The organism is Salipaludibacillus neizhouensis (assembly GCF_002886185.1).
Classification (GTDB): Bacteria; Bacillota; Bacilli; order Bacillales; family Salisediminibacteriaceae; genus Salipaludibacillus; species Salipaludibacillus neizhouensis.
Genome location: NZ_KZ614146.1, coordinates 1,025,985 through 1,047,608, shown reverse-complemented (window position 1 = coordinate 1,047,608; position 21,624 = coordinate 1,025,985). Strand labels below are relative to the sequence as shown.

General features: G+C 36.4%; 23 protein-coding genes. 7 read left to right on the top strand and 16 right to left on the bottom strand.

Annotated features, from left to right (window positions below; translation table 11 throughout):
* Positions 1 to 50 precede the first annotated feature (50 nt).
* Entirely contained in the window at positions 51 to 1,286 is a 1,236-nt protein-coding gene (locus CEF18_RS04925; RefSeq protein WP_110935468.1) for a rhamnogalacturonan acetylesterase, read from the top strand.
* A 519-nt stretch (positions 1,287 to 1,805) separates the two neighbouring features.
* Complete coding sequence (locus tag CEF18_RS04920) at positions 1,806 to 2,036, top strand: DUF2642 domain-containing protein (protein ID WP_223292236.1); 231 nt, start codon at positions 1,806 to 1,808, stop codon at positions 2,034 to 2,036.
* A gap of 181 nt (positions 2,037 to 2,217) precedes the next feature.
* Here CEF18_RS04920 and CEF18_RS04915 read toward each other — a convergent pair whose 3' ends face one another.
* From CEF18_RS04915 to CEF18_RS04900, 4 genes are all read right to left on the bottom strand, one after another.
* The gene (locus tag CEF18_RS04915) at positions 2,218 to 3,012 is read right to left on the bottom strand and encodes a TIGR00266 family protein (protein WP_110935467.1); all 795 of its coding nucleotides are present in this window, start codon (positions 3,010 to 3,012) and stop codon (positions 2,218 to 2,220) included.
* Between the two features lie 360 nt (positions 3,013 to 3,372).
* A complete protein-coding gene (locus tag CEF18_RS04910; RefSeq protein WP_110935466.1) occupies positions 3,373 to 3,888 on the bottom strand; it encodes a hypothetical protein in 516 nt (171 codons plus the stop codon).
* 211 nt (positions 3,889 to 4,099) lie between these two features.
* Positions 4,100 to 5,377, bottom strand: a complete 1,278-nt coding sequence (locus tag CEF18_RS04905; RefSeq protein ID WP_110935465.1) for a sensor histidine kinase — start codon at positions 5,375 to 5,377, stop codon at positions 4,100 to 4,102.
* Positions 5,378 to 5,537: 160 nt separating this feature from the next.
* Entirely contained in the window at positions 5,538 to 6,722 is a 1,185-nt protein-coding gene (locus CEF18_RS04900; RefSeq protein WP_110935464.1) for a cation:proton antiporter, read from the bottom strand.
* Between the two features lie 277 nt (positions 6,723 to 6,999).
* Here CEF18_RS04900 and CEF18_RS04895 point away from each other — a divergent pair, with 277 nt between their 5' ends.
* Entirely contained in the window at positions 7,000 to 7,977 is a 978-nt protein-coding gene (locus CEF18_RS04895) for a Gfo/Idh/MocA family protein (RefSeq protein WP_220693817.1), read from the top strand.
* A gap of 103 nt (positions 7,978 to 8,080) precedes the next feature.
* On the opposite strand, the gene CEF18_RS04890 is transcribed toward CEF18_RS04895, so the two are convergent.
* Complete coding sequence (locus tag CEF18_RS04890; RefSeq protein WP_110935463.1) at positions 8,081 to 8,401, bottom strand: YbjQ family protein; 321 nt, start codon at positions 8,399 to 8,401, stop codon at positions 8,081 to 8,083.
* Positions 8,402 to 8,583: 182 nt separating this feature from the next.
* Here CEF18_RS04890 and CEF18_RS04885 point away from each other — a divergent pair, with 182 nt between their 5' ends.
* Entirely contained in the window at positions 8,584 to 9,240 is a 657-nt protein-coding gene (locus CEF18_RS04885) for a hypothetical protein (protein ID WP_110935462.1), read from the top strand.
* Entirely contained in the window at positions 9,237 to 9,437 is a 201-nt protein-coding gene (locus tag CEF18_RS04880; protein WP_110935461.1) for a hypothetical protein, read from the top strand. Before CEF18_RS04885 ends, CEF18_RS04880 begins: the two co-directional genes overlap by 4 nt.
* Before the next feature lie 55 nt (positions 9,438 to 9,492).
* On the opposite strand, the gene CEF18_RS04875 is transcribed toward CEF18_RS04880, so the two are convergent.
* From CEF18_RS04875 to rpsN, 5 genes are all read right to left on the bottom strand, one after another.
* Positions 9,493 to 10,662 carry an FAD/NAD(P)-binding protein gene (locus tag CEF18_RS04875; RefSeq protein ID WP_110935460.1) on the bottom strand — a complete coding sequence of 390 codons (1,170 nt, stop codon included), beginning with the start codon at positions 10,660 to 10,662 and terminating at the stop codon, positions 9,493 to 9,495.
* A 72-nt stretch (positions 10,663 to 10,734) separates the two neighbouring features.
* Positions 10,735 to 11,547: a TIGR03943 family putative permease subunit gene (locus tag CEF18_RS04870; protein ID WP_110935459.1), complete on the bottom strand. Its 813-nt coding sequence runs from the start codon at positions 11,545 to 11,547 to the stop codon at positions 10,735 to 10,737.
* Positions 11,548 to 11,560: 13 nt separating this feature from the next.
* Positions 11,561 to 12,562: a permease gene (locus tag CEF18_RS04865; protein WP_110935458.1), complete on the bottom strand. Its 1,002-nt coding sequence runs from the start codon at positions 12,560 to 12,562 to the stop codon at positions 11,561 to 11,563.
* 249 nt (positions 12,563 to 12,811) lie between these two features.
* Positions 12,812 to 13,780 (bottom strand): CobW family GTP-binding protein, encoded by a 969-nt coding sequence (locus CEF18_RS04860; protein ID WP_110935457.1) that lies wholly within the window; start codon positions 13,778 to 13,780, stop codon positions 12,812 to 12,814.
* Between the two features lie 134 nt (positions 13,781 to 13,914).
* The gene (rpsN, locus tag CEF18_RS04855; RefSeq protein ID WP_110935456.1) at positions 13,915 to 14,184 is read right to left on the bottom strand and encodes a 30S ribosomal protein S14; all 270 of its coding nucleotides are present in this window, start codon (positions 14,182 to 14,184) and stop codon (positions 13,915 to 13,917) included.
* A gap of 200 nt (positions 14,185 to 14,384) precedes the next feature.
* On the opposite strand from rpsN, the gene CEF18_RS04850 reads away from it, so the two are divergent.
* Positions 14,385 to 14,741 (top strand): hypothetical protein, encoded by a 357-nt coding sequence (locus CEF18_RS04850; protein WP_110935455.1) that lies wholly within the window; start codon positions 14,385 to 14,387, stop codon positions 14,739 to 14,741.
* 370 nt (positions 14,742 to 15,111) lie between these two features.
* Here the strand turns inward: CEF18_RS04850 and CEF18_RS04845 are convergent, their stop codons facing one another.
* Positions 15,112 to 15,483 carry a putative zinc-binding protein gene (locus CEF18_RS04845; RefSeq protein WP_110935454.1) on the bottom strand — a complete coding sequence of 124 codons (372 nt, stop codon included), beginning with the start codon at positions 15,481 to 15,483 and terminating at the stop codon, positions 15,112 to 15,114.
* Between the two features lie 327 nt (positions 15,484 to 15,810).
* Between CEF18_RS04845 and CEF18_RS04840 the strand changes: the two genes are divergently transcribed.
* Positions 15,811 to 16,689 (top strand): Gfo/Idh/MocA family protein, encoded by an 879-nt coding sequence (locus CEF18_RS04840; protein WP_223292235.1) that lies wholly within the window; start codon positions 15,811 to 15,813, stop codon positions 16,687 to 16,689.
* A 43-nt stretch (positions 16,690 to 16,732) separates the two neighbouring features.
* Here CEF18_RS04840 and CEF18_RS04835 read toward each other — a convergent pair whose 3' ends face one another.
* From CEF18_RS04835 to CEF18_RS04815, 5 genes are all read right to left on the bottom strand, one after another.
* Positions 16,733 to 17,329 carry a VanZ family protein gene (locus CEF18_RS04835; RefSeq protein WP_223292234.1) on the bottom strand — a complete coding sequence of 199 codons (597 nt, stop codon included), beginning with the start codon at positions 17,327 to 17,329 and terminating at the stop codon, positions 16,733 to 16,735.
* Positions 17,330 to 17,382: 53 nt separating this feature from the next.
* Positions 17,383 to 17,859 (bottom strand): GNAT family N-acetyltransferase, encoded by a 477-nt coding sequence (locus CEF18_RS04830; RefSeq protein WP_223292233.1) that lies wholly within the window; start codon positions 17,857 to 17,859, stop codon positions 17,383 to 17,385.
* A 25-nt stretch (positions 17,860 to 17,884) separates the two neighbouring features.
* The gene (locus CEF18_RS04825; protein WP_110935453.1) at positions 17,885 to 18,079 is read right to left on the bottom strand and encodes a hypothetical protein; all 195 of its coding nucleotides are present in this window, start codon (positions 18,077 to 18,079) and stop codon (positions 17,885 to 17,887) included.
* A 109-nt stretch (positions 18,080 to 18,188) separates the two neighbouring features.
* Complete coding sequence (locus tag CEF18_RS04820; RefSeq protein WP_110935452.1) at positions 18,189 to 20,765, bottom strand: ABC transporter permease; 2,577 nt, start codon at positions 20,763 to 20,765, stop codon at positions 18,189 to 18,191.
* Positions 20,762 to 21,445 (bottom strand): ABC transporter ATP-binding protein, encoded by a 684-nt coding sequence (locus CEF18_RS04815; RefSeq protein ID WP_110935451.1) that lies wholly within the window; start codon positions 21,443 to 21,445, stop codon positions 20,762 to 20,764. The genes CEF18_RS04820 and CEF18_RS04815 overlap by 4 nt, the downstream gene beginning before the upstream one ends.
* Positions 21,446 to 21,624: the final 179 nt, after the last annotated feature.

Sequence of the window (21,624 nt, the reverse complement as noted above, 5' to 3'; positions counted from 1 at the left end):
AATGCTTTTCATAAATCTATACATAAACCTACGAGAGTGAAGGTGTAAAAATGACACGAAGAAAAAGACTTATCAAAACAGGCTTAGCAATCGCACTTGCTTCTGTTACAGCCGCATCCGTTTTAACTATTTCTGCAACAAGAGTTAATTCTTTAGAAGTACCTTTACAAAAGCGGTATGATTTCGGGCCGTCTGACAGTTCAGTTGTAGCAGATTACCTAAAAGTTACAGAAGAAAGTATTTATAGTAAAGAAACAGGTTATGGTTTTTCTGACATCGCAAATGTAATGGCTATATATCAAGAGGAAGCGCATGGCATAGAACGAGATTTCATCTCATACTCTAACACCGCCTTTCTCGTTGATCTCCCAAATGGCGATTACACGGTGTCTGTTGTTTCGGGTGACATCCACGAACCCACTGAATTTGGCATAAGGGCGGAGTCGATTCAAAAAGTAGAAAACACCTCTCTTCATGCTGGACAAATTACAGAATCGGATTTTGAAATTGCAGTAATTGATGGGCAGTTATCGATTGAATTAACTGGTGATCAGCCCAAAATTAATGCTATTGTCATTACAAAGTTGCCAAATCGACAAGCTGCTAAACATCCAACAGTATATGTAGCCAGTGACTCTACTGCACAAACTTACAAGCGTGATTTGAAACCACAAGCTGGCTGGGGACAAATGCTTCCTAGTTATTTCAATAAAAAATTAACGATCGCAAATCATGCAATCGGGGGAAGGAGCTCAAGAACATTCTATACAGAAGGTCGGTTAGATAATATTTTACGTGAGTTGAAACCACGAGATTTTGTGCTGATTCAGTTCGGTCACAATGATGCAACTAGTTTCGTTCCCGAGCGTTATACACCAGTCGCAGATTTTAAAGAGTACATGAAAACGTATGTCACTGGCGTTCGCCAACGAGCGGGAATACCAATTTTAATTACTCCTGTTGGACGACGAGATTTTGATCCAGAAACAGAAAAATTCAATACTAGTTTTCTTGAATATAAACAAGCTATGGAAGAAATTTCGAAGGATTTAGATGTATTACTCGTAGATTTAAACACGTCGAGTCGTGAGTATTATGATGAACTTGGGCCTGAGGGAACACGCTCTGTGTTTTTGCACGTAGATGAGGGGACTTACTCTGCGTTTCCAGAAGGAAAAACAGATGATACACATTTCCAAGAATATGGTGCCGATCAAATTGCTAAGATGCTTTCAGAAGGACTTGTCAAACTAGACACTACTTTAGCAGAGTATTACAAGTCGTAAGGGTTCAGTTAAGTGTCTTTATCTTTTTTTCTATTTTGTTGCTTTATAATCACGGAAGCTTGTTTGGAAGAATTACCGCTCCCTTTCCGTGAATGATCCGAGAGCCTCCTCGAGCAAACTGACGCTCTGAGGGGTCTCGCTTGGATCATTCTTCCATAGGAGTCTCGCGGATTCTTCCAAACAACACTTTTTATAGAATCAGTTTACGTAACTACTATTATTTCTGATAAAAGGCTTGAAAAAGCGAATTTGAGAAACCTTTCGTTAAAAAGCATGCCCTCTCCGGAATATGTTTGTCCCTTGAGAATATTAAGTGATTTCAATCATAAGTATAAGTGAAATCGGCTTTGGAGAGGGAAGTGTTCCTGATGAATGACAATAATTATTCAAATTCTATGCTAAACAAAGCTGAAAAATCCGTGCAAGCCCAAAATATACCTGTTTCTCTGCATCCAATTGTTCAACCTGCTTATGTGAATCAAATGCCTGCTGCCTATACCTATATTTCCTGTTCCATCCGTGCCTCAGCCAACTCAGTATGTAACCCCACTCGATCCTGTTTTCGTTGACCATTTGAGTAGGCATGAAAATGAACAAATAATTGTAACTACAACTGCAGGAAAAATTGAGGGTGTTTTGACTGGGGTTGCCGTGGATCATATCCAACTTAATCTTTCCGATGACAAGGCGGTTCATATCCGAGTATCCCAAATCGTAAGTTTTGAAGGGTTTCCAATTTCGTATCGTTAAAATCTTTTTAGAAAATGCCTTTTTAACAAATAAAGTAAAAACAACAAACTACCTATTATAGTTAGTTGTTTTTGCTTTTTTATAGATGTGGCAAAAGTGTTACCCACGGATAGCATCCGCCTGGCCTGGGAATTCAAGTGATGCTTCCGATCAAGTATCACACTCCATGCGATTAAGTAACTTACTTTCTATCCCCACCTAAAATATCAAACAGACCTCCTGCCACACTTCCCTCACCTTTGTTTCCGCCTCTTTCCGGTGCAGCAGCAAAAATGCGGCTGGCTAGACGACTAAATGGCAGAGATTGAATCCACACAGTTCCTGGACCTGTTAATGTAGCAAAGAACAGACCTTCCCCACCAAACATGGCTGTTTTAATGCCGCCAATATATTCAATGTTATAATCAATATTTCCTGTCATAGCAACCAGGCACCCCGTATCAACACGCAATTTCTCACCGGGTACAAGCTCTTTTTTGTGCATTGTTCCCCCAGCATGAATGAACGTCATTCCATCTCCCTCAAGTTTTTGCATAATGAACCCTTCTCCACCGAAGAAACCAACGCCCATTTTCTTCTGAAACTCAATTCCAATAGACACTCCTTTTGCAGCAGCGAGGAAAGCATCTTTTTGACAAATCAGTTTTCCATCCAGTTCACTCAAATCCATTGGGATGATTTTACCTGGGTATGGAGAAGCAAAGGAGACGTGTTTTTTGCCTTGTCCTTCGTTGGTGAATGTCGTCATGAACAAACTTTCTCCTGTGATCACTCGTTTACCTGCACCAAGCAACTTGCCCATTAATCCACCTTTTTCAGAGGAACCGTCACCAAATAGTGTTTCCATTTTGATGTTTTCTTCCATCATCATTAAGCTTCCAGCCTCGGCGATTACCGTTTCATCAGGATCTAATTCCACCTCAACAAACTGCATGTCGTCTCCATACAACTTAAAATCAATTTCGTGATTATTCATTTTACCCTCTCCTTTGTAATAATCATTCACTGTCTATATATTTCGTTCCGGCATAACAAAACTCCTTTTAATAAAAGGAAGTATTTGGACGATTCTTGAGTTTATTTCGATGGGGTTTAGAGACCTTGAGGTGAAAAGTCCTATCCTGAGTGTCGCTGAATATGTTGTTTAGAGCCATTCAGATCTAACGGAGGTTACCAATGTTAATATGGAAAGCGAATAGTGCCCTTGAGATAAGATAGTCTCAGTGAGTGACTCTATCTTATCAAAAACATTTTATAACAAATAAAAAAATATAGGATTCACGCCCTATGCCTTTAACTAACTATTAAATCGCTGGATCATTTTCAAAATTCGTTTTTATAGCTCATTTAATTCATGGAGTGTCTGTACTACGTGATCAATGAATTCTGGAATTTGATCCATATGATCCTCATTAATTTTATGATTAAAAGGCACTTCTACGGTATTCCTATATTCATTATGAGCGTTTCCATAGGTGAAACGTAACGTTTGGGCGGGACGATGGTCTGGCTTCCAAATGTTTTCTAAAATTTCATCAATAAGTTCACACTCGTCCTCGATATCCTCGACCACCATATGAAAACGCACAGATAGTGTGCAGCCGGGAGATTCACCGGATGTCTCTAATATTTCAGATGCCAAATCTTTTAACGTTGCTTCTAGGACAATCTCTGCCTTCACTTCCTGTTGATCCACTAATTCAAATTCTATGACAAATTCTCTGGACATTAAGGAGAGATCAAGAAGGTCCTGTCTGTTCGTAATGTCAATCTCCCGATTTAAGTTATCTAAATCATACACATGATTCTCAAATGCCACTTTCAAATTATCAAAAATTGTTGGATCAAACATCGCAAAACGTCCTCACTGTTTTATTTTCAAGTCTACCATAAGTTTTATAAGAAAAACGGCATAGCCGTCTTTTATTAAATACAGCGTGATCTTTAAAGCCACCATCACTTAAGTATCAAGGGTGGGTTTCCCCTTGATACTTGTGGCGTAAAGATAGCTGATATCTTCTTCTATAATACTATTCATAATAATCTATGTAATCACTTTCTTTTTATTTACTGTTGTGATTCGTAGTCGGTAACGTTACTATAAAACGCGTACCCTCTCCCACTTCACTTTCTACCTTTATTTCTCCATTCATTGCTTTAATGATGCTAAAGACAACCATGGTGCCAAGACCTGTGCCTTTATCCTTTGTTGAAAAATAAGGTGTCCCCAATTTATTAATTTGTTCTTCGCTCATTCCTGTACCTGTATCATCAATCAAAATTTTTGCCATTCCATCACGTGCATCCACTGTAATAGTTATTTGTCCTTCCAGTTCGATCGATTCAATGGCATTTTTTATAATATTTAATAAACATTGATGGAGCTTCTCGGCTTCTCCTGTAACATACCCATTGTTTATTATATTCACTTCAATAAGAACATTATTCATAGTAGCGTATGGATTGACGACTTTTAAAATATAGTCCAATTCTTTATCAAGTTCCAACACCTCAATATTTTCAAGTGATGGTTTAGCAAAGGTTAAATAATCAGTAATAATTTGTTCGGCACGATCCAACTCTTCCAAAGAATACTTAATGTATGTGCTCCTTTTTTCCTCTGTTAGATTTGGTTCTCTTAATAATTGCAAAAACCCTTTTGTGACTGTTAATGGGTTACGTACTTCATGAGATATGCTGGCAGCAATATCACTGACAGCCTGCAGTTTTTCAAGCCGCCTTAATTCACCGGCTAGGATAATATCTTGTTTCGCTTTTTCTATAAAACTGACAAACATAATAACACCAATAGGTTGTGCTATTGAAAAGAGACTTATAAATATGATATATCTCCTATCGATTAATTCACTAAATAAAAGAGAGACCAAAAGAGCCATAAACATCACACCTAATAAAGCAGCTACGGTGGCAAGTTTGACTTTACGTTCTATCTTAAAGGTCTGATAAAATTTTGGAATGATAAACCATAAGGAAAACAGTAATAAAAAATTAACGATAAAGGCTCCATAAAATCCTGAACCATCGATAAAAAAACGATAAGAAATCAAAATAACAAATAACACAACCGCTACTCTTCGGCCACCATACAAAGCTCCAAGAATAAAAGGTATTTGACGCAAATCAAAGATATGCCCTTCCGTTAGATTAACTGAAAATGTCATACATAAAATGATCGAAGTACCTGCTACTAGTGTAATTAAACCTTCATTTATTAAAGGATGAAGATTCCTTTTAATAAACCTGCTAACAATAAAATAAAAAACAATGATGCTTAAAGTTTCTAATAAAAATATTTGAAGGTCGCTTAACAAAATAGTCATCTTTATACACACCCTTCTTCCAAACAAACGGTTACTAGTAATTTTATATTATAGAAAGGTAAGTGTATAGAATTCTTATTTCATTAATCGACGAAAAAGCCATAGATTTGCCCGATTTTAAGCCTTTATATCATTTTTTGTCTAGACATAAAATCTTATATTAAAGCAGTTTTTTAGCGAGAGGATGAACGCCAATACTTTGAATAATTAACGACATAAGCACAACGGCAAATGTGATCGAAATAATTACATCTATTTCTTGACTACTTCCAACTTGCAGGGACAAGATTAAGAAAATCGAGACGGAACCTTTTAAGCCAGACCAGCTAATAAGAACTGATTCTTTGAGACTGACTTTCTTATTCCAAGCAGGAATAAGTTGCGTTGAACCTGTGATTATAAGAAATCTTACAAGTAGGGAAGCGATGAAAATGATAATGGCAAGTCCCCAATAGTCGAAGAAAAGATAATCAGCAGAAACGATACCAATGACTAAAAACAAGATAGATAAAATCGATATTTCAACGATACCCCAAAATCCGTCCAACGCTTCCCGAAAATGTTTTTCTTTAATTAGATTTCCAAACTCAAAAGAGAGCACAATGCCAGCGAATACGGTAGCGAGCACACCTGATACTCCAAAATGTTCAGCAATATGAAAGGAACCATATGCCAAGATAATACTGAGCATGACTTGATATTCCTTATGATGTGTAAAGTGAATTGCCTGACTAAATAACCAACCAAAGACTAGACCAATTGCTACTCCGCCTAGTGAAACGTATAAAAAATCACCAACAAATGCGACTGGTGACAAGCTTTGGGTTTGCATAAATATCCCCAATATACATGTAAAAATGACAATACTAGTTCCGTCATTTAAAAGGGACTCGCCTTCAACGACATCCGCAATAAGATTGTCTTTAGCCGATTTTTTCAACACACTCACAACGGAGACTGGATCAGACGGTGTCAGAATCGAGGCAATTAACATCGCACCGACAAATGATAGAGAAATAAATGGTAAACTGACTGCATAAATAATTCCCCCTAATATAACGACCATTAGCAACGTCCCTGCTGTAGCCAAGAATGTAATAATACCAGCATGCTTTTTCAAATCTGCAAAGGGAAATTGATACGCTGAAATAAACAATAATGCTGGTAAAAAAACATGATAAATCATCTCTTTCGTTACTTCGACTTCCGAGAAAAAGGGAACGAAAAATAGTCCGATACCTATTATCACTAGAATTGGTGGTACAGGCAAATCCTCTTGCTTTTTATCAATTGCGAAAATAATATAACCTATAAATAGCAATACGATCGTTATCGATACCGACATTCTAAACACCCTCCTTTTGTTTTCAAAATTACTATCTCTTATATTCCTTTGATTAATGGGTTCTTAAACATTATATTCCGAGTGATTTCATCACATCCTATAGTGAATCTGTTTTATTTTAACATGTATTTCCAAAAGCGTTTTTCTATCAATTGTTAAATACGAAGAATCTTTAATTTAATTATATTATTTTGTGAAATTTACATCCAATAAATATCAACGTTTAGCGACGGAATACTCACTTTTTGGTAGAATAGAAACAGAAAGGGTGATTAACGTGCAAAAAGACATTCATTGGGGAATTATCGGTTGCGGAGACGTGACCGAAGTGAAAAGTGGACCTGCTTTTCAAAAAATTAGTCACTCAAATCTCACTGCTGTAATGAGAAGAAATGGTGAATTAGCCAAGGATTATGCATCCCGTCACGGTGTCCCTAAATGGTACAGCGATGCAGAACAATTAGTTGCTGATTCTGACGTCGATGCGATTTATATCGCTACTCCTCCAGCATTCCATAAAGAATATACGTTACTAGCTGCGAAATACAAAAAGCCCGTGTACGTAGAAAAGCCAATGGCGATGAATCATCTGGAATGCGTTGAAATGGTCAAAGTATGTAAAGAAACGGAAACACCTCTATTTGTAGCTTACTATCGAAGAGCTCTGCCGAAGTTTTTAAAAATTAAAGAATTAATCGACCAAGGCGCTATTGGTAAGCCTTGTTTTGTGAAAACAACACAATTTCAAAAATCAATAGAAATGAAAGATAACAAAGAACCTTGGCGCGTAAATCCTGAGATTGCTGGAGGCGGACTGTTTTTTGATGTAGCTAGCCATACACTTGATATTCTTGACTTTCTGCTAGGATCTATCGAGGAAGCGAAAGGATTCGCATCAAACCAAACGAATGCTTATAAAGCAGAGGATATTGTCACAGGAACTTATTTATTCGAATCTGGTGTGCATGGTGTGGGAACATGGTGCTTTTCAGCTTATGAAAAAGAGGATGTGAATGAGATCGTTGGTACTAAGGGAAAACTTGTATTTTCCACGTTTGGTCACGAACCGGTTCAATTGATTACGGGTTCAGGTAAACAAGAATGGGAATTTGAGCGTCCAACACATATTCAACAGCCTCTCATTCAAACTATTGTCAATGAATTACGCAATGACGGAGAGTGCCCAAGCACTGGTGAAACAGGTTCACGAACCAATTGGGTGATGGAAGAAATGACTAAAAGCTATTATACTTGAAAACCTACTAACTAAACTAAAAAATATATAATTAAGAAAGGCAAGTAGAGCTGAGAAGCCCTTGCCTTTCTTTTGATCTGAACAGCATCAAATCAACTATGATTTAAACTTTCACCGTTTTAACAGCAGTTCCATAGGCTAGGAGTTCTGAACTCCCCTGCATCACTTGAGATGTGGTATATCTTACGTTAAAAATGGCGTCTGCTCCCATCTCTTCAGCTTGTTTGACCATCCGATTATAGGCAATATCTCTCGCCTCTGTCAGCATTTCTGTGTACCCTTTAATTTCTCCGCCTACAATCGTTTTTAAGCCAGCCATGATATCTCTACCAACATGTTTCGATTGCACAACATTTCCTTGAGCAATGCCCAATACCTCCATCACTTCAAAACCTGGAATGAAAGCAGTATTAACTGTAATCACAAAATAACCCCCTCTTATGAATATATTATTCTAGTAGTTATAAATAAGACTAGTTTTAATACAACAGTCTCTTCCTGCCTCTTTTAAATCCCAGTTTCACTGAGCGTTTATAGAGAAAAAGATCTATATAAATGATAAGAGTGGAAATAATAAAAATTTCATAGGTGTTTAAGGAAGTTTTTATGATCATTAATCTTATAAATAAACAAACTATACTTTTAAGCAGTCTTTTAATCTTGTTCTTATTAGTTGGCTGTTCAGCAGGTAATAATACTCAGAATAATATATCTTCAGAGGATAACACTGCAGAGAGTAATGAGCAGAATAACACGGTCAATATTGAAGAAAATAATTCTGAACAACTAGAAGAAAAAGAAGAGGAACTTAATGATCTTCAAGAAGAAATAAAGACTAAAGTGGCTGAACTTCAAAAAGTAGAAAATGAACTCAGTAATATCGAAGAGGAAATTGAAGAGAAAAGTAATCAATTAGAAAGCGGAACCGAGGAAGATACCAATGAGTCCGCCAATGGCAACTCCGATTACGAAGTTATCCAGGAGAAAGCCGATTCCGTGGTCATTGACTTGGAAAACGAAGACTTTGGCACAGTTGCGATTCATGCTCATCCAGAAAAAGGTGTCCAGTTCTCTCCATACGGTTACGTGGATAAAAATGATCATCTAACATTCACAAAAGAAGAATTGCGGAATTTTATGGAGGACAGCGAAGAATATAATTGGGGATCAGAAGACGGGAGCGGTCACCCCATAGAACTCACTCCAGCCGAATACTATGAAGAGTATATTTATATTCGAGATTTCTCGAGATCGGCCTCGTGAATTATAATGAGACTGAATCACGGGGAAATACGATTGTAAACGTAGAAGAAGCTTATCCAGAGGCACACTTTATTGAATATTTTGTGTCACCTGATGATGAAATCGGAATGAATTGGGCAAATCTCATTCTTGCTTTTGAAGAGCATGAAAATGATTGGCATTTAGTTGCAATTGTGGTAGACCGATGGGCAATCTAACAAAACACATCGAAAAAGGACGAGAAAAGTATTTCACTGTCCTTTTTCGATATGTTTAAGTTGCACTTAACAAAATCCGCTCCGCTGCTTTCCTAGCTCCTGAAATATTTCTGGCAGTTGGCCCCAATTCCAATTCACTTAATGGTCCTGCAACATATAAATGTTCACACCATTCTAGGGAGGATTGAACGATGGGATAGCCACACTTTGCACATTGCAGTCCCTCCGAATTTATTAAATTAGTTAGCCACGCTTCATTTGGTAGCGAAGGGGTGAAACCAGTTGCTAATATAACTGAATTCGTTTCCAGGATTTTTCCATCTTTCAAGTGTAATACTGTTTCTTTGTCATCGATTCTTTCTCCAACCACCACTTCGCCATTTTTTATACAAAGTTTCTTTTCTTTCTCTAATTTAGCTAGTTTGTTATACAGTTCTCGAGGCAAAGAACCTTTATGTCTAGCTTCATTTATTAGACTTCGACGTTTGCTATAGTCTCTCTCTCTGTGAAAAGAGATCAAGTTCTTTGGTCCTAACCAGCCAGGATCACTATCGAAAGAATGAATACGAAAGGGATGTCTTTTTAATAATGTGACTTGACCTGGATAAAGAAACGTTAATCTAATTGCTACGTGGGCGGCTGTAATTCCTCCACCAATAACCGTTACTGGTCCTGAAACATTTTCTAGGCTCGTCAAACTCTTATCATACACATGATAGATATTATCTCTTGCAGATTTTAATGAAGCTACCCACTCAGGTATTTTTAGCTGATGATTGATGCTTATAGCGATCACTATGTTTTTAGTGGAAATTTCACTCCCTAATTCCGTAATAATTCTCCATCCGTCTCCTTTCCTTGATGCATGACTAACTTTTCCTTGGTGCCAAGAACGATGGATATTGACATTTTCCAATGTTTTATCCGCATGGTCGTTAAATAAATTTAAGGATGGTCTCTTGTAGTTGCCATAAAGTTCTTTCCTGTCATGATTATTTTCTTGATATTTCTGAAGACTGAAAGGGTCCAAATCAATATGATGAACAGATGGGGAACGAAGATATTCCATACCAATCAACTCTGTATTTCGTTTCCACATGTGTAATGGTTCAGAATGCGGATCTATGACTGATAACTTACTAGTTGTCGTTAAGCCTTTGGCTAGCAAAAAGTTAGCAACTGTACATCCGTGAATTCCTCCACCAATAATTGCCCATTCATACATAAAACAGACCTCCTAGTTAAACTCTAAATGATTACAATTAGTGTTATTATTTCAAAATTTATCCTTAATTAATCATGGATATACATAGGGTTCTGTTGGCTCATCGATACTGTTCCATTGTTGCACATGTATAAACGGAACTAATTGTCCTTCCAATTGATGTACATCAATTATCCCGCGCACGCTTATCCAACCCTTTTCCCTTTCCAAACTCTTATCACTACTCGACAATACCACCCCAGTGACATGTGCATCTGCCACACAATGTGTCACAATAAATCTTGCCAACATTGGATGACCATTGGCAACAGCTTTATCACTAAATATAAAACCTTCCATATTAATTCGTTTTCCAACAAAAAGCTCTGGCGATGTTTGAATGGCATTCGTATAATCAATAAAATTTGAATGATCAAGGGACAGGATTGGCTGATCGATCATTTCTTTCATGATATCGTCTGATTTAGTACCCAAAGTTTCGTGAGAGTGTCCTGTATTTGTCTCGCTACTCGAATAACAAATAGCCCGGTTCATGGCCTCGGCAGCACCTAACTCGCTATACGGGAGAAAAAATCCCGTGACTAGAGGCAGACATATCATCACATATCCAATTCTATTTTTCAGGGGCTTCGTATCTTCTATATCGTGACTACACCCCAAAATATTACAGTATTGATGGTCAACAGCTTGTTCTTCCGTTAAAAATATTCTCGTAACTTGGATAAAAAAGAGAACTAAAAAAATGATCGAGGCTACTTGACTAAAAGCTGCATACTGAGGGTTGATAAAACTATTAATTTCCCCTGTGTGGTGCAATCTAATAATAAATCCTGAAAATAAGGCTAATATCAATGCTTTTAATGCTTGCTGTGGATGAAAGATCACTTTTTATTCCCCCTCATAGAAAAGGATGAACACCTAATAATATACCGAACACACTCACAGTGATGATAAGCATTAGGACAATAACAAAACGAAACTTAAATACAGCTAGCATCATAATCGTATTTTTCAAATCTAACATAGGTCCATAAATCAAAAATCCAAGTATTGATGTTTCTGGAAACAAATGACGAAATGAAGCACCAATGAAGGCATCTGCCTCCGAACATAATGACAATAAATAGGCAAGTCCCATCATGATTGCGGTAGAGTATACAACTCCCTCCCCGAGATCTACCATTGCTTGCGTTGAAATAAAAGTCTGAACGAATGCCGCTAACAGGGCACCGATAATTAAAAATTTTGCAACATCAAAAAACTCATCGACCGAGTGGAACAGCATAGCTTTCAATCGCAAGGAGAGGTTAAGTGAAGATGAAGAATAGCCTAACTGATTTGAATTTGCAGATTTTTTAAGTTGGTTTCGTTTAAAAATGAGACTTACAATTGCTGTAATAAATAATGCGATAATAAACCCTAAAATCATTCGCTGTAAAGCCATTTTTAGATCCTGACCAAAAGCTACATATGTAGAAAAAATGACAATTGGATTTATTAATGGCCCAGTAAGGAGAAATCCGACACCTGCAAAAATAGGGACTCCTTTAGATACTAATCTTCTAACAATCGGGACAATGCCACACTCACACGCTGGAAACAATGCCCCTACCAAACAACTCATCAAGATCGCCATCACTCGATTTCTAGGAATGAACCTTTTCAACTGCTCTTCAGAAACAAAAAACTGGATGATGCCCGCTATAAAAACACCTACTAATACAAAAGGCAAGGCTTCAATTAAAATACTGAGAAAAATAGTGTTAAAAGCTAGCAGTGATGTAGGAAACAAAAGACTTTCCATCATCAATCGTTCATTTAATATCATAAAATAAAAAACGAAGACAAGCACAAGAATTCCGGCTACTTCCGCAAGATTTTGTTTTACACGTTTCATCATAAATGCCTCCACATATATCTATTTACAGGAAAATATATGTGGACAAGATTAGTAACATGCAGATAAATCAAAATAATTACGATTTATAGGAATGCGTAGTGTCTTATTAAGAAAAATGCGTAGCTACTTTCGACCCCTTCTATTAGAAAAAAACGCGGTCCTACTCTTTTTATTTATTAGATAATGGTACTGTTGACCTTAAAAATAATTCTATTTTCTCTATCACTGCTACTAAACAATCATCTACTTTTACGAACCTACTTTTAAACTTAGTTTAGCCCACTCTTTTTGAATTTCGTCGATATTTAGATCAATACCAATCAGTACCAGATAGTTTCTTCCCCTATAATCAGACGGCTCCCAGTAGCTTCTTTTCATGACATGCTGTAATAAATAACAATTTTCATTTACAAATAGATATCCTTTTGCTCGTAATAAATTCGGGTGCCATCTTTTTAGAAATTTTGCTACTATTGATGACTTCATAGGTTCGTTTACAGAAAGAGTTAGTGTATTAATGCGTGAAAAAGAGACACTATTTCCATGTATATGAGGGTATGGAGTTCGCCTATTTGCATAAAATTTCTCTTTATTCACTTCTGTAATTCCTTCAAGCAAACCGTTTACATCAATTTCCGAATACGTCGTAAAAAGTAATGGGGATACTGAGTTCCGTTTACGGATTGCCTTTGTAATTTTTTCTTTAAAAGAGCTTGTAATTAAATCAAGCTTATTTACAACTAACAGGTCCGCAACTTCAATTTGGCGTCTCGTCGTTTGAACTAATTCTTTATCAGCTTCAAAAATACTGTTATATTCGAGTATATTTTCTCCATCTAGTAAAGTTACTACCTTTTCCAAATAGAGAGAATCAATTAATTCTGGATCAGTCAATGAGTCTACTACTTCTTCTGGATTCGCTACTCCTGTCAATTCAATGAAAATAACATCAGGTTGTTGATGAAGTAATTTCAACATGGTTTCTGTCACTTCGCTCTTTTGACTGCAACACATACAACCATCCAAAAGCTTCTCCACGATCTCGTTCTTATTTCGTTGGAGTAGAATTTCCCCGTCCATATCCGCTTTTCCTATTTCATTCATTAAAATTGCCGGTTTTAATCGCTTTTGAGCACATTTCTTTAGAAAACTTTTTAATAGCGTCGTTTTCCCACTTCCTAAGAACCCGCTTAATATAAATACTGGAATTTTAGTCATAACTCTTCCCCTCCGTTCGAGCTCACGTCCCTGCCCCTTAATTATACTATTTTTAAAACGGAAGTATTCTGATTTATTTGCTGATTCTTCCACTTTCAAGAATATGTGAACCTTAAGGGATGATTTTCGTATGATTACCAGCTAGCTTTTCGAACCCCTGGAATTTGACCTTTGTGTGCAAGCTCCCGAAATTTAATTCTGGATAATTCAAATTTACGCAAATACCCACGTGGTCTTCCGGTGACTTTGCATCTGTTATTTAACCGACTAGGTGAAGAATCTCGTGGTAGATTTGCTAATGCAACATAATCACCTTTTTCTTTTAGTTCTTTCCTTTTCTCTGCATATTGAGCGACGATTCGTTCGCGTTTCTTTTGTCTAGCAACCATTGATTTTTTAGCCATCACTTACCTCCTGGAGTTTTTTATACTTTCAAAACGTAATGGTTACGATTTGCCCCCTAAGCATATCTCATCTTTTTTATATTGTCAAAATGCATGTCGCCTTTTAATTTAAACTTTTTCTTCGTTTTTTCTTTACATTTCGTTTCGTTAACCTTATTATAAAACGTAACGATTTCGATTTGATTAGTGGAGGTATGGTAATGAATGATTGTCGTTATGAATATGCACGAAAAAAATGTATTAGTCTGTTGCTCTCTTTCGAGCGAAATTTATATAACTATGTAGAATTGAAAGAACTAATTCTAATTGATCAAGCTCAAACGGAACAAGACTTTTTTCAACTCTTGCAAGTACACTCTCCAATTTTAGAAGCTGCCGTTGCATTTAACTTAGATTCAAAAGTTGTTTATAACACGGTACAGAAGATAGAAATTTTGCTCGAGGAACGGACTCCCGCTTACGTTGAAAAACTTAAACTTATTGACTATACCAAATATGTGCCTTATGAGACATACCCGATTAATCAAGTGAAATATTACTTACTACTTGACGAGTGACAACTCAAATTAAGAATAACTCTTAGCGTCTTTGTATTTATTTTGTTGCTTAGTTAGCATGGAAGGTTGTTCTGAAAAATTACTGCTCGCTTTCCGTGGATGATCCGCGAGTCTCGCAGATTTTTCAAAACAACAATTTTTATAGGGGGAGTTTACATAACCGTTATTGTTTCTGACAAAAGGGATGAAAAAGTAACCAATGACCTTTTAGAAAATCTATCTACGTCGACTTTCTTTTTTCAAGAAAAACGTATAGCCGTTTTTTATTACATACAGCGTGAGATTTAGCCACCCCGAGTAGCACCTACGTATTGCTTGCGTAGGTGCTACTCGGGGTGGGTTTTCCTTTAAACTCCTCATAGTTTAATCACTATTCCAAATGAATGAGATCCGCTCCATTTATAACCTGTTTATATGCATTCGTAAAAAGAGTCGGATCAGGGTCTTCCCCAATTTTCTTTGGTACATCAAAATCGGAAAGTACAAAGTAATGTTTTGGTTGTACGTCATGTCTCGCGAGTGAACTTTTACAACATGCTAAGGGACAACCGTCTATTGCAATGATATTACGACCTGATTTTGCGGTTTTCACTAACGGTTTGACATCCCCTCCAACACCTGCGATACAAAACATTTCAGCAATTTTTTCCCGGTCCATTTTAATCGCAATCATATTAGCGGTTTGAGCGGCCGAAGAACACCCTGAGCATGAATACACCAAAGGGAAATCCGTCTTTTTCATCGTATAACTCTCCTTCCTGTCTTCTACTGTAAATGAGAACAATCACCTGAAATTTTAGTAAATTACCTTTTATTCACCTTAACTTAGTAGTTTATATATAAGTCTGTGAGGGAAATCACCTTGTCGTAAAAAGAACTTGAAGAAGCATAAGGTTTGGACTCCAGTCAGGCAGATGAAAATACCTTACAGATAAATAGCATTTATTTAAATTATATATTCCTAACGTGGTATCCTAGAACTAGCTCCGAATATCAGTTTGTTGCACCATGTAATTTACCTCGAAATAGTAAAGGATGATTAGAATGAGAGTAGGAGTCATTGGATTAGGTGATATTGCTAAAAAAGCCTACTGTTCTTTCGGAAAAGGAAGGCATTGAGTTAGTGCTTTGTACGAGAAATAAAGATACCCTTTATCATTTGTCAAAAAAGTATCGAATACAAGAAATCGTTCATACTGTCGATGAGCTTATTGCAAAAAACATCGATGCAGCTTTTGTGAGTACTGCTACAGAGGCTCATGCTGAAATAGCCGAAAAATTACTAATACATGGTGTACATACCTATATAGATAAACCGATTTCAATGAATTTTAAAGAAACAGAGAAGATTGTACGACTCGCAAAAAAATCTAACAAAATTGCCATGGTAGGGTTTAATCGAAGGTTTATACCAAAAATTAAAGAGTTAAAGAATCATGGCAAAGCAAATTTTATCCTTATTCAAAAAAACAGATTTGCTTCTCCCGATCATGTCAGAAGATTTGTTGTAGAGGATTTTATCCACGTGGTTGATACACTTAGGTTTCTGATGCCTTCAGAAGTTGAGGAGGTAACAGTTGATTACGTAATAAATGATCATAAAATGGATCATTTAGTTTTGCATCTTAAAGGTAAAGGATGTACCGCGATAGGAATCATGAATAGAAATGAAGGAGTAACCGAAGAAATCATTGAATACTCGACAGGACAACATAAATACGTCGTCAACAACCTTGTAGAAACAACGCACTTTCATCATAAGGAAATCCGTACATCTAAGATCGATGATTGGGAGCCTACATTACAAAAGCGTGGTTTTTATCAAATTATTGATTCTTTTCTTGATTCAGTTGAACATCAAATGTCACCTGAGCCGTCGATAGATGATTCGTTACTAACACATGAAATTTGTGAAAGAATAGTTGCACTAATAGACGTCAAAAACTAATTACAGGCTTGCCTTTAATAAAGGCAGGCCAGTTTTAGAAACTTTACTGTTTACCAAATGAAGTTTCAGAGCCTTTTGCAACACTGTACTCAAATTTTTCGATTAAGAATATTATCACAATGTACCCGACGGCGCCTCCCAATGTATTCAAAATTAAATCATCAACACTAAATGCTCTTCCCCATACCAAACCAAAAAGCCCAAGGAGAAGTTGATATGTTTCTATGGTCAAACTGGTCAGAAATACAATAATAACAGCTTTTTTAAGCGATTTTAATCTGAATAACAATGCCAAATAAACGCCTAACGGAACTAACATAATCAAATTATAAAAATAAAATTTAATTGTATTCATAAAAAACCAATCTAGCCCATTGTTTCGGAGAGAAGTCCACAAATCATAGCTAAAATAAAAAGGGATAACGTGTATAAAATGAGTAAGGCTCACCTCATTTGCAGTGCTTTTAGGAGTAACGTTAATACCTCCAGTTGTCAGCTGACCAATCACAATCAAATAGAAAATAAAACTGTAAAAAATGATTCTTTTCAACATATTCTCCGTATTATTTTTAATTAAATCAATCCCAATATACATACCCAATAGTAATATTCCGACACTATTAACATTAATTATGTCCACTAAACGAATACCCCTCCTCTTAACTAATTCCAAAGAATCTCAAAGATTAAGAATCATTCTATGAGTTCTTTTTCTAACATCACCATATCCAAAGCCCGAATGCCATATTCATAGATAGGTGTTGGATATTCTTTAAAAAAATCCTTTTTTATTTCCGAAATTCTAAAACCAGCCTTTTGATATAATGCCAAATTTCCGATGCTTGAGTTTGCTGTCCCAACAATTATTTTAATCATACCGTTTCTTTTATAACGTTCAAACGCATCTGTTAGAACTAAACTACCTATGCCACTGCCCTGATACTCAGGCGTTAAAGCAATATTTTTTAGTTCGACAACTTCTTGAGCATGAAAAACATATAATACGACACCCACGATGTCATTACGATAATAGATGGAAAACATTTCACCATCATTTATGTATTTGTTCACTGCTACTTCACTTTCATCCGCTAAAAATAAGTAATCTAGATATAAGGACCTTTGCCCTCTTTCCACCATTTCAAATCTTATATCCTTTAAACTGGTCATCACTAAATCTCCTAAGCCTCATTTTTTAACGCTGAGTAATTTCTTCATGTTTTATTTTTTCAACCTCCGCTTCCTCTGAATCAATGTATCGGTTATCATATTTATCCATCCAAAGTAATAAGAAAAAAATAAGTGTCATCGTTAATCCTATGAATCCTATAACGGAACCAAAAATAATAAACGTTCCCTTTATCCATCCAAAGTCTTTCAGTCTGTTCATCGCCGTATAGGCCCCCTTTGAAATGAAAGTGCTCACACTTTATTTTAACATAATTATCCATAAAATAGATAAATGGAAGATAGAAACTCTCTATCCTCCAAACCAAGATTTATATATTCTCTTGTTTTAATCCATCTATGATATTTTCTTTCTTAATTTTACTTATCGAATACAGCATTGCTGAACTTACGATGATAAAGAGCGCTACTATAACGATAATAATACTCATCCATGGGAAAACAAAACGATAGTCAAATGTTGCCTGTAGCGATTTATAGATTAAAAACATCACAACACCACTAATAGGTAAGCCATAAAGTAACGCCTTGACTCCATAAAAAATGCTTTCATAATTTATCATTTTATTAAAGCCTTTAGGCGTCATACCTACCGACTTAAGCATTGCAAATTCACGCTTTCTTAAGGAAATACTTGTCGAAATTGTATTAAATATATTTGCAACTGATATCGCTGAAATTAACGCTATGAAACCATAGGTAAACACAGATACCAGCAATATCATCTGTTCCCCGCGCTGCTGAGACTGAAAAACATTATACACATACATATCTGACTGTATTACTTCTTCCAATGCTTCCTGCGTTGCCATTGGATCTGAGCTATTCATATACAAATATCTATTCATAGAATAATCTTCGTTATTACTAAGCAATTCATCGATTGTTTTTTGAGAAACAACAATATCTAAAGTACCTATACCTGTTGCACGAATACCCATTGGCGTCTGGTCGGTTAAGGTCATAATTTCTATATCATTTATAAACTCCGTTTCCTCACTTTCGTAATCGAAGGAAAATAAATCAATCATCGTACCTTGTTCGGCTTTAATCGCATCTGTCTCAACAAACCTTCCTGAGACAGGATCACGAAAGGAGATCTCATTTATTACGATTGCAGACAGATTTTCTTGATTTTTTAATTTCTCCAAATCTAACCCTACTAATTCAGCATACGTTTGAAAATTTTCTTCCTCAAGCCCATGTAAATAGATATTATAAGGATATTTTCCATCTTCTAATATACTTTCATCTTCTTTTACATTTTCTTGCAATATTTCAGGAAGATTTGTTTGATCGATCCAAGTTCTCATTTGAATGTCTTGAACGATACTAGATTCCGTGACATAGTCAAGCATCGTTAATGGTTCTAACTCATCTTCGTCGGATTTCTCGCCATAAACTAGAATATCATAATTGGTCGTTTCTTGGGAAAGTTCCACTGATTTTTCCAAATTCGAAGTGAAAAAAGAGACAGATAAGAAAAGGACAATACTCACAACAAGCGAAAAGACAGTAATTTGATATCTTCTTTTGTTTCTTTTTAAGTTTTTCAAGCCTATCTCTGCTTCCATTCCAAAAATACTGCGAACCAGCTTGGAAGTTTTTACTTTTTTACCGGATAATTTCACGTCCTCGGATTGACGTATTGCATCAATAGCTGAAACCTTTGATGCTTTGCGAGCCGGAAGGTATGTTGAAATGAAAATTGTCAGCAATGAAACGCCACTTGCTACTAAAATCAATCCCGGTGTAACAACTACTTCAAGGTCATTCGTTGCATTCAATGCTTCTGCAATAAATGAGTTAATAAATGAAAACGTAATCGCTATCCCTGCAAAACCAGCAATAATGCCAACTGGAATACTGATTGCTGCAATAATTGCTCCTTCAAAAAACACAGAGTTTCGTTTCTGTTTTTTCGTAGCCCCTACACTTGACAACATCCCCAAGTGTCTTGAGCGCTCCGACACACTAATTGCAAAGGCGTTATATATTAATGAAACGGATCCAATAATAATGACAGACATGATAATAGCTACTAATTTATACATCGTCCATAACAAATCACTATTATCAGTTACTCCATATAAACGAAGTAAATCATCGTTATAACGAACGACTTCAATATGGTGTTGGTGCGCTAATTCTTCAGAATGCTTAAAAAGAGATCGCTCCACTTTGTTTAAAACAACGACCACATCCACGGTGTTCGTTGAATTTACCATGCTTTCGTTCATATAACTGATCACAGTATATCCTGGTGACGAGGGTGGTTCCCATGTCGGACGTTCGATTGTACCAACAACTGTAAACGTTTCTTCGGACTCAATTTGCAATGATTCCTTAAGTTCACCAGTTTGAAATGGATCTTTCTGAGATAGAATCATCTCTTCGCCTTCTAAATATCTGTCACCCACTGATAATGGGAGCTGATCACCAATTTCAAACGTTACGTTTGCATTATCCCTAATCGCCTCAGAAATGACTACTTCATTTTCTGCTTGAGGAAGTCGTCCTTCCTTTAATGCAATCGGAAACTGCTCTAAACCTTGTTGATTGTAATCTTTAATAAAGAGATACGGCTTGCTTCCATTTTCTGAGCCTTCTAACTGGGCATATCCACGGTCGTTGGAAATAATTAGTTCTTTGGTTGATTCATCATTTTCAATTGCTTTTAATTGCTCTTGATTCACATTTTTATATTGCACATGCCATTCGCCATCTGTGGCAATCATTTCTTTTTTCATTAAATCCAGGAATGATACTCCAAGTGTAGTAACCCCTGTTAACATAGCTACAGAGATGATAACGCCAATGATCGTTACGAGCGTTCGTCGTTTATTTTCTTTTAAATGTCTTACTGTAAGCTTGTTTATGATGTTCACGGACGGATCACCTCATTTTTGGCAATCCTTCCATCTTCAATTGAAATCACGCGGTCTGCTTGAGTAGCAATTCGTTCATCATGGGTAATTACAATAAGTGTTTGATTATACGTTTTATTGAACATTTTTAATAGCTCCATGATTTCACTGCTATTTTTACTATCCAAATTTCCAGTCGGCTCATCCGCCAGCATGACCGCCGGGTTACTAATTAACGCACGTCCGATCGACACACGTTGTTGCTGTCCTCCTGATAGTTGGTTCGGTAAATGGGAAAGACGATTCTCCAACCCTAAACGTGCAACGATATTCTGAAGATGCTTGCTGTCTACTTTGTGTTGATCTAGCAAGACAGGAAGGGTAATATTTTCTTCTACTGTTAAAATAGGTATGAGGTTATAAAACTGATAGATTAACCCGATTTGACGTCGTCTGAAAATAGCTAACTGTGTTTCATCTAGTTCATAAATATCTGTGTCATCAACTAGAATCTTTCCACTAGAAGGTCGATCGACACCACCTAGTAAGTGTAATAAGGTAGATTTTCCAGAACCCGATGGTCCAATGATTACAACAAATTCTCCTTTTTTAACAGAAAACGATACGTCATCTAATGCTTTAACTGCTGTTTCACCTTTACCATAAACTTTAGACAGATTTTTAATTTGTAAAATATCCATTTGTAAAACCTCCTAGTTAGATCTTACTGCTAGTTTATCTGCCTAAAGTGACTTTCACGTGACTCGATTGTGACAGTTTAGTCACTTAACCTAAATTACACTACAATTTGTTTCAGAGGCCTTTGTAAAAGCTGTTGTTTTACTTCAAAGAGAGAGTCGATTGTTCTATGCGCCAATTT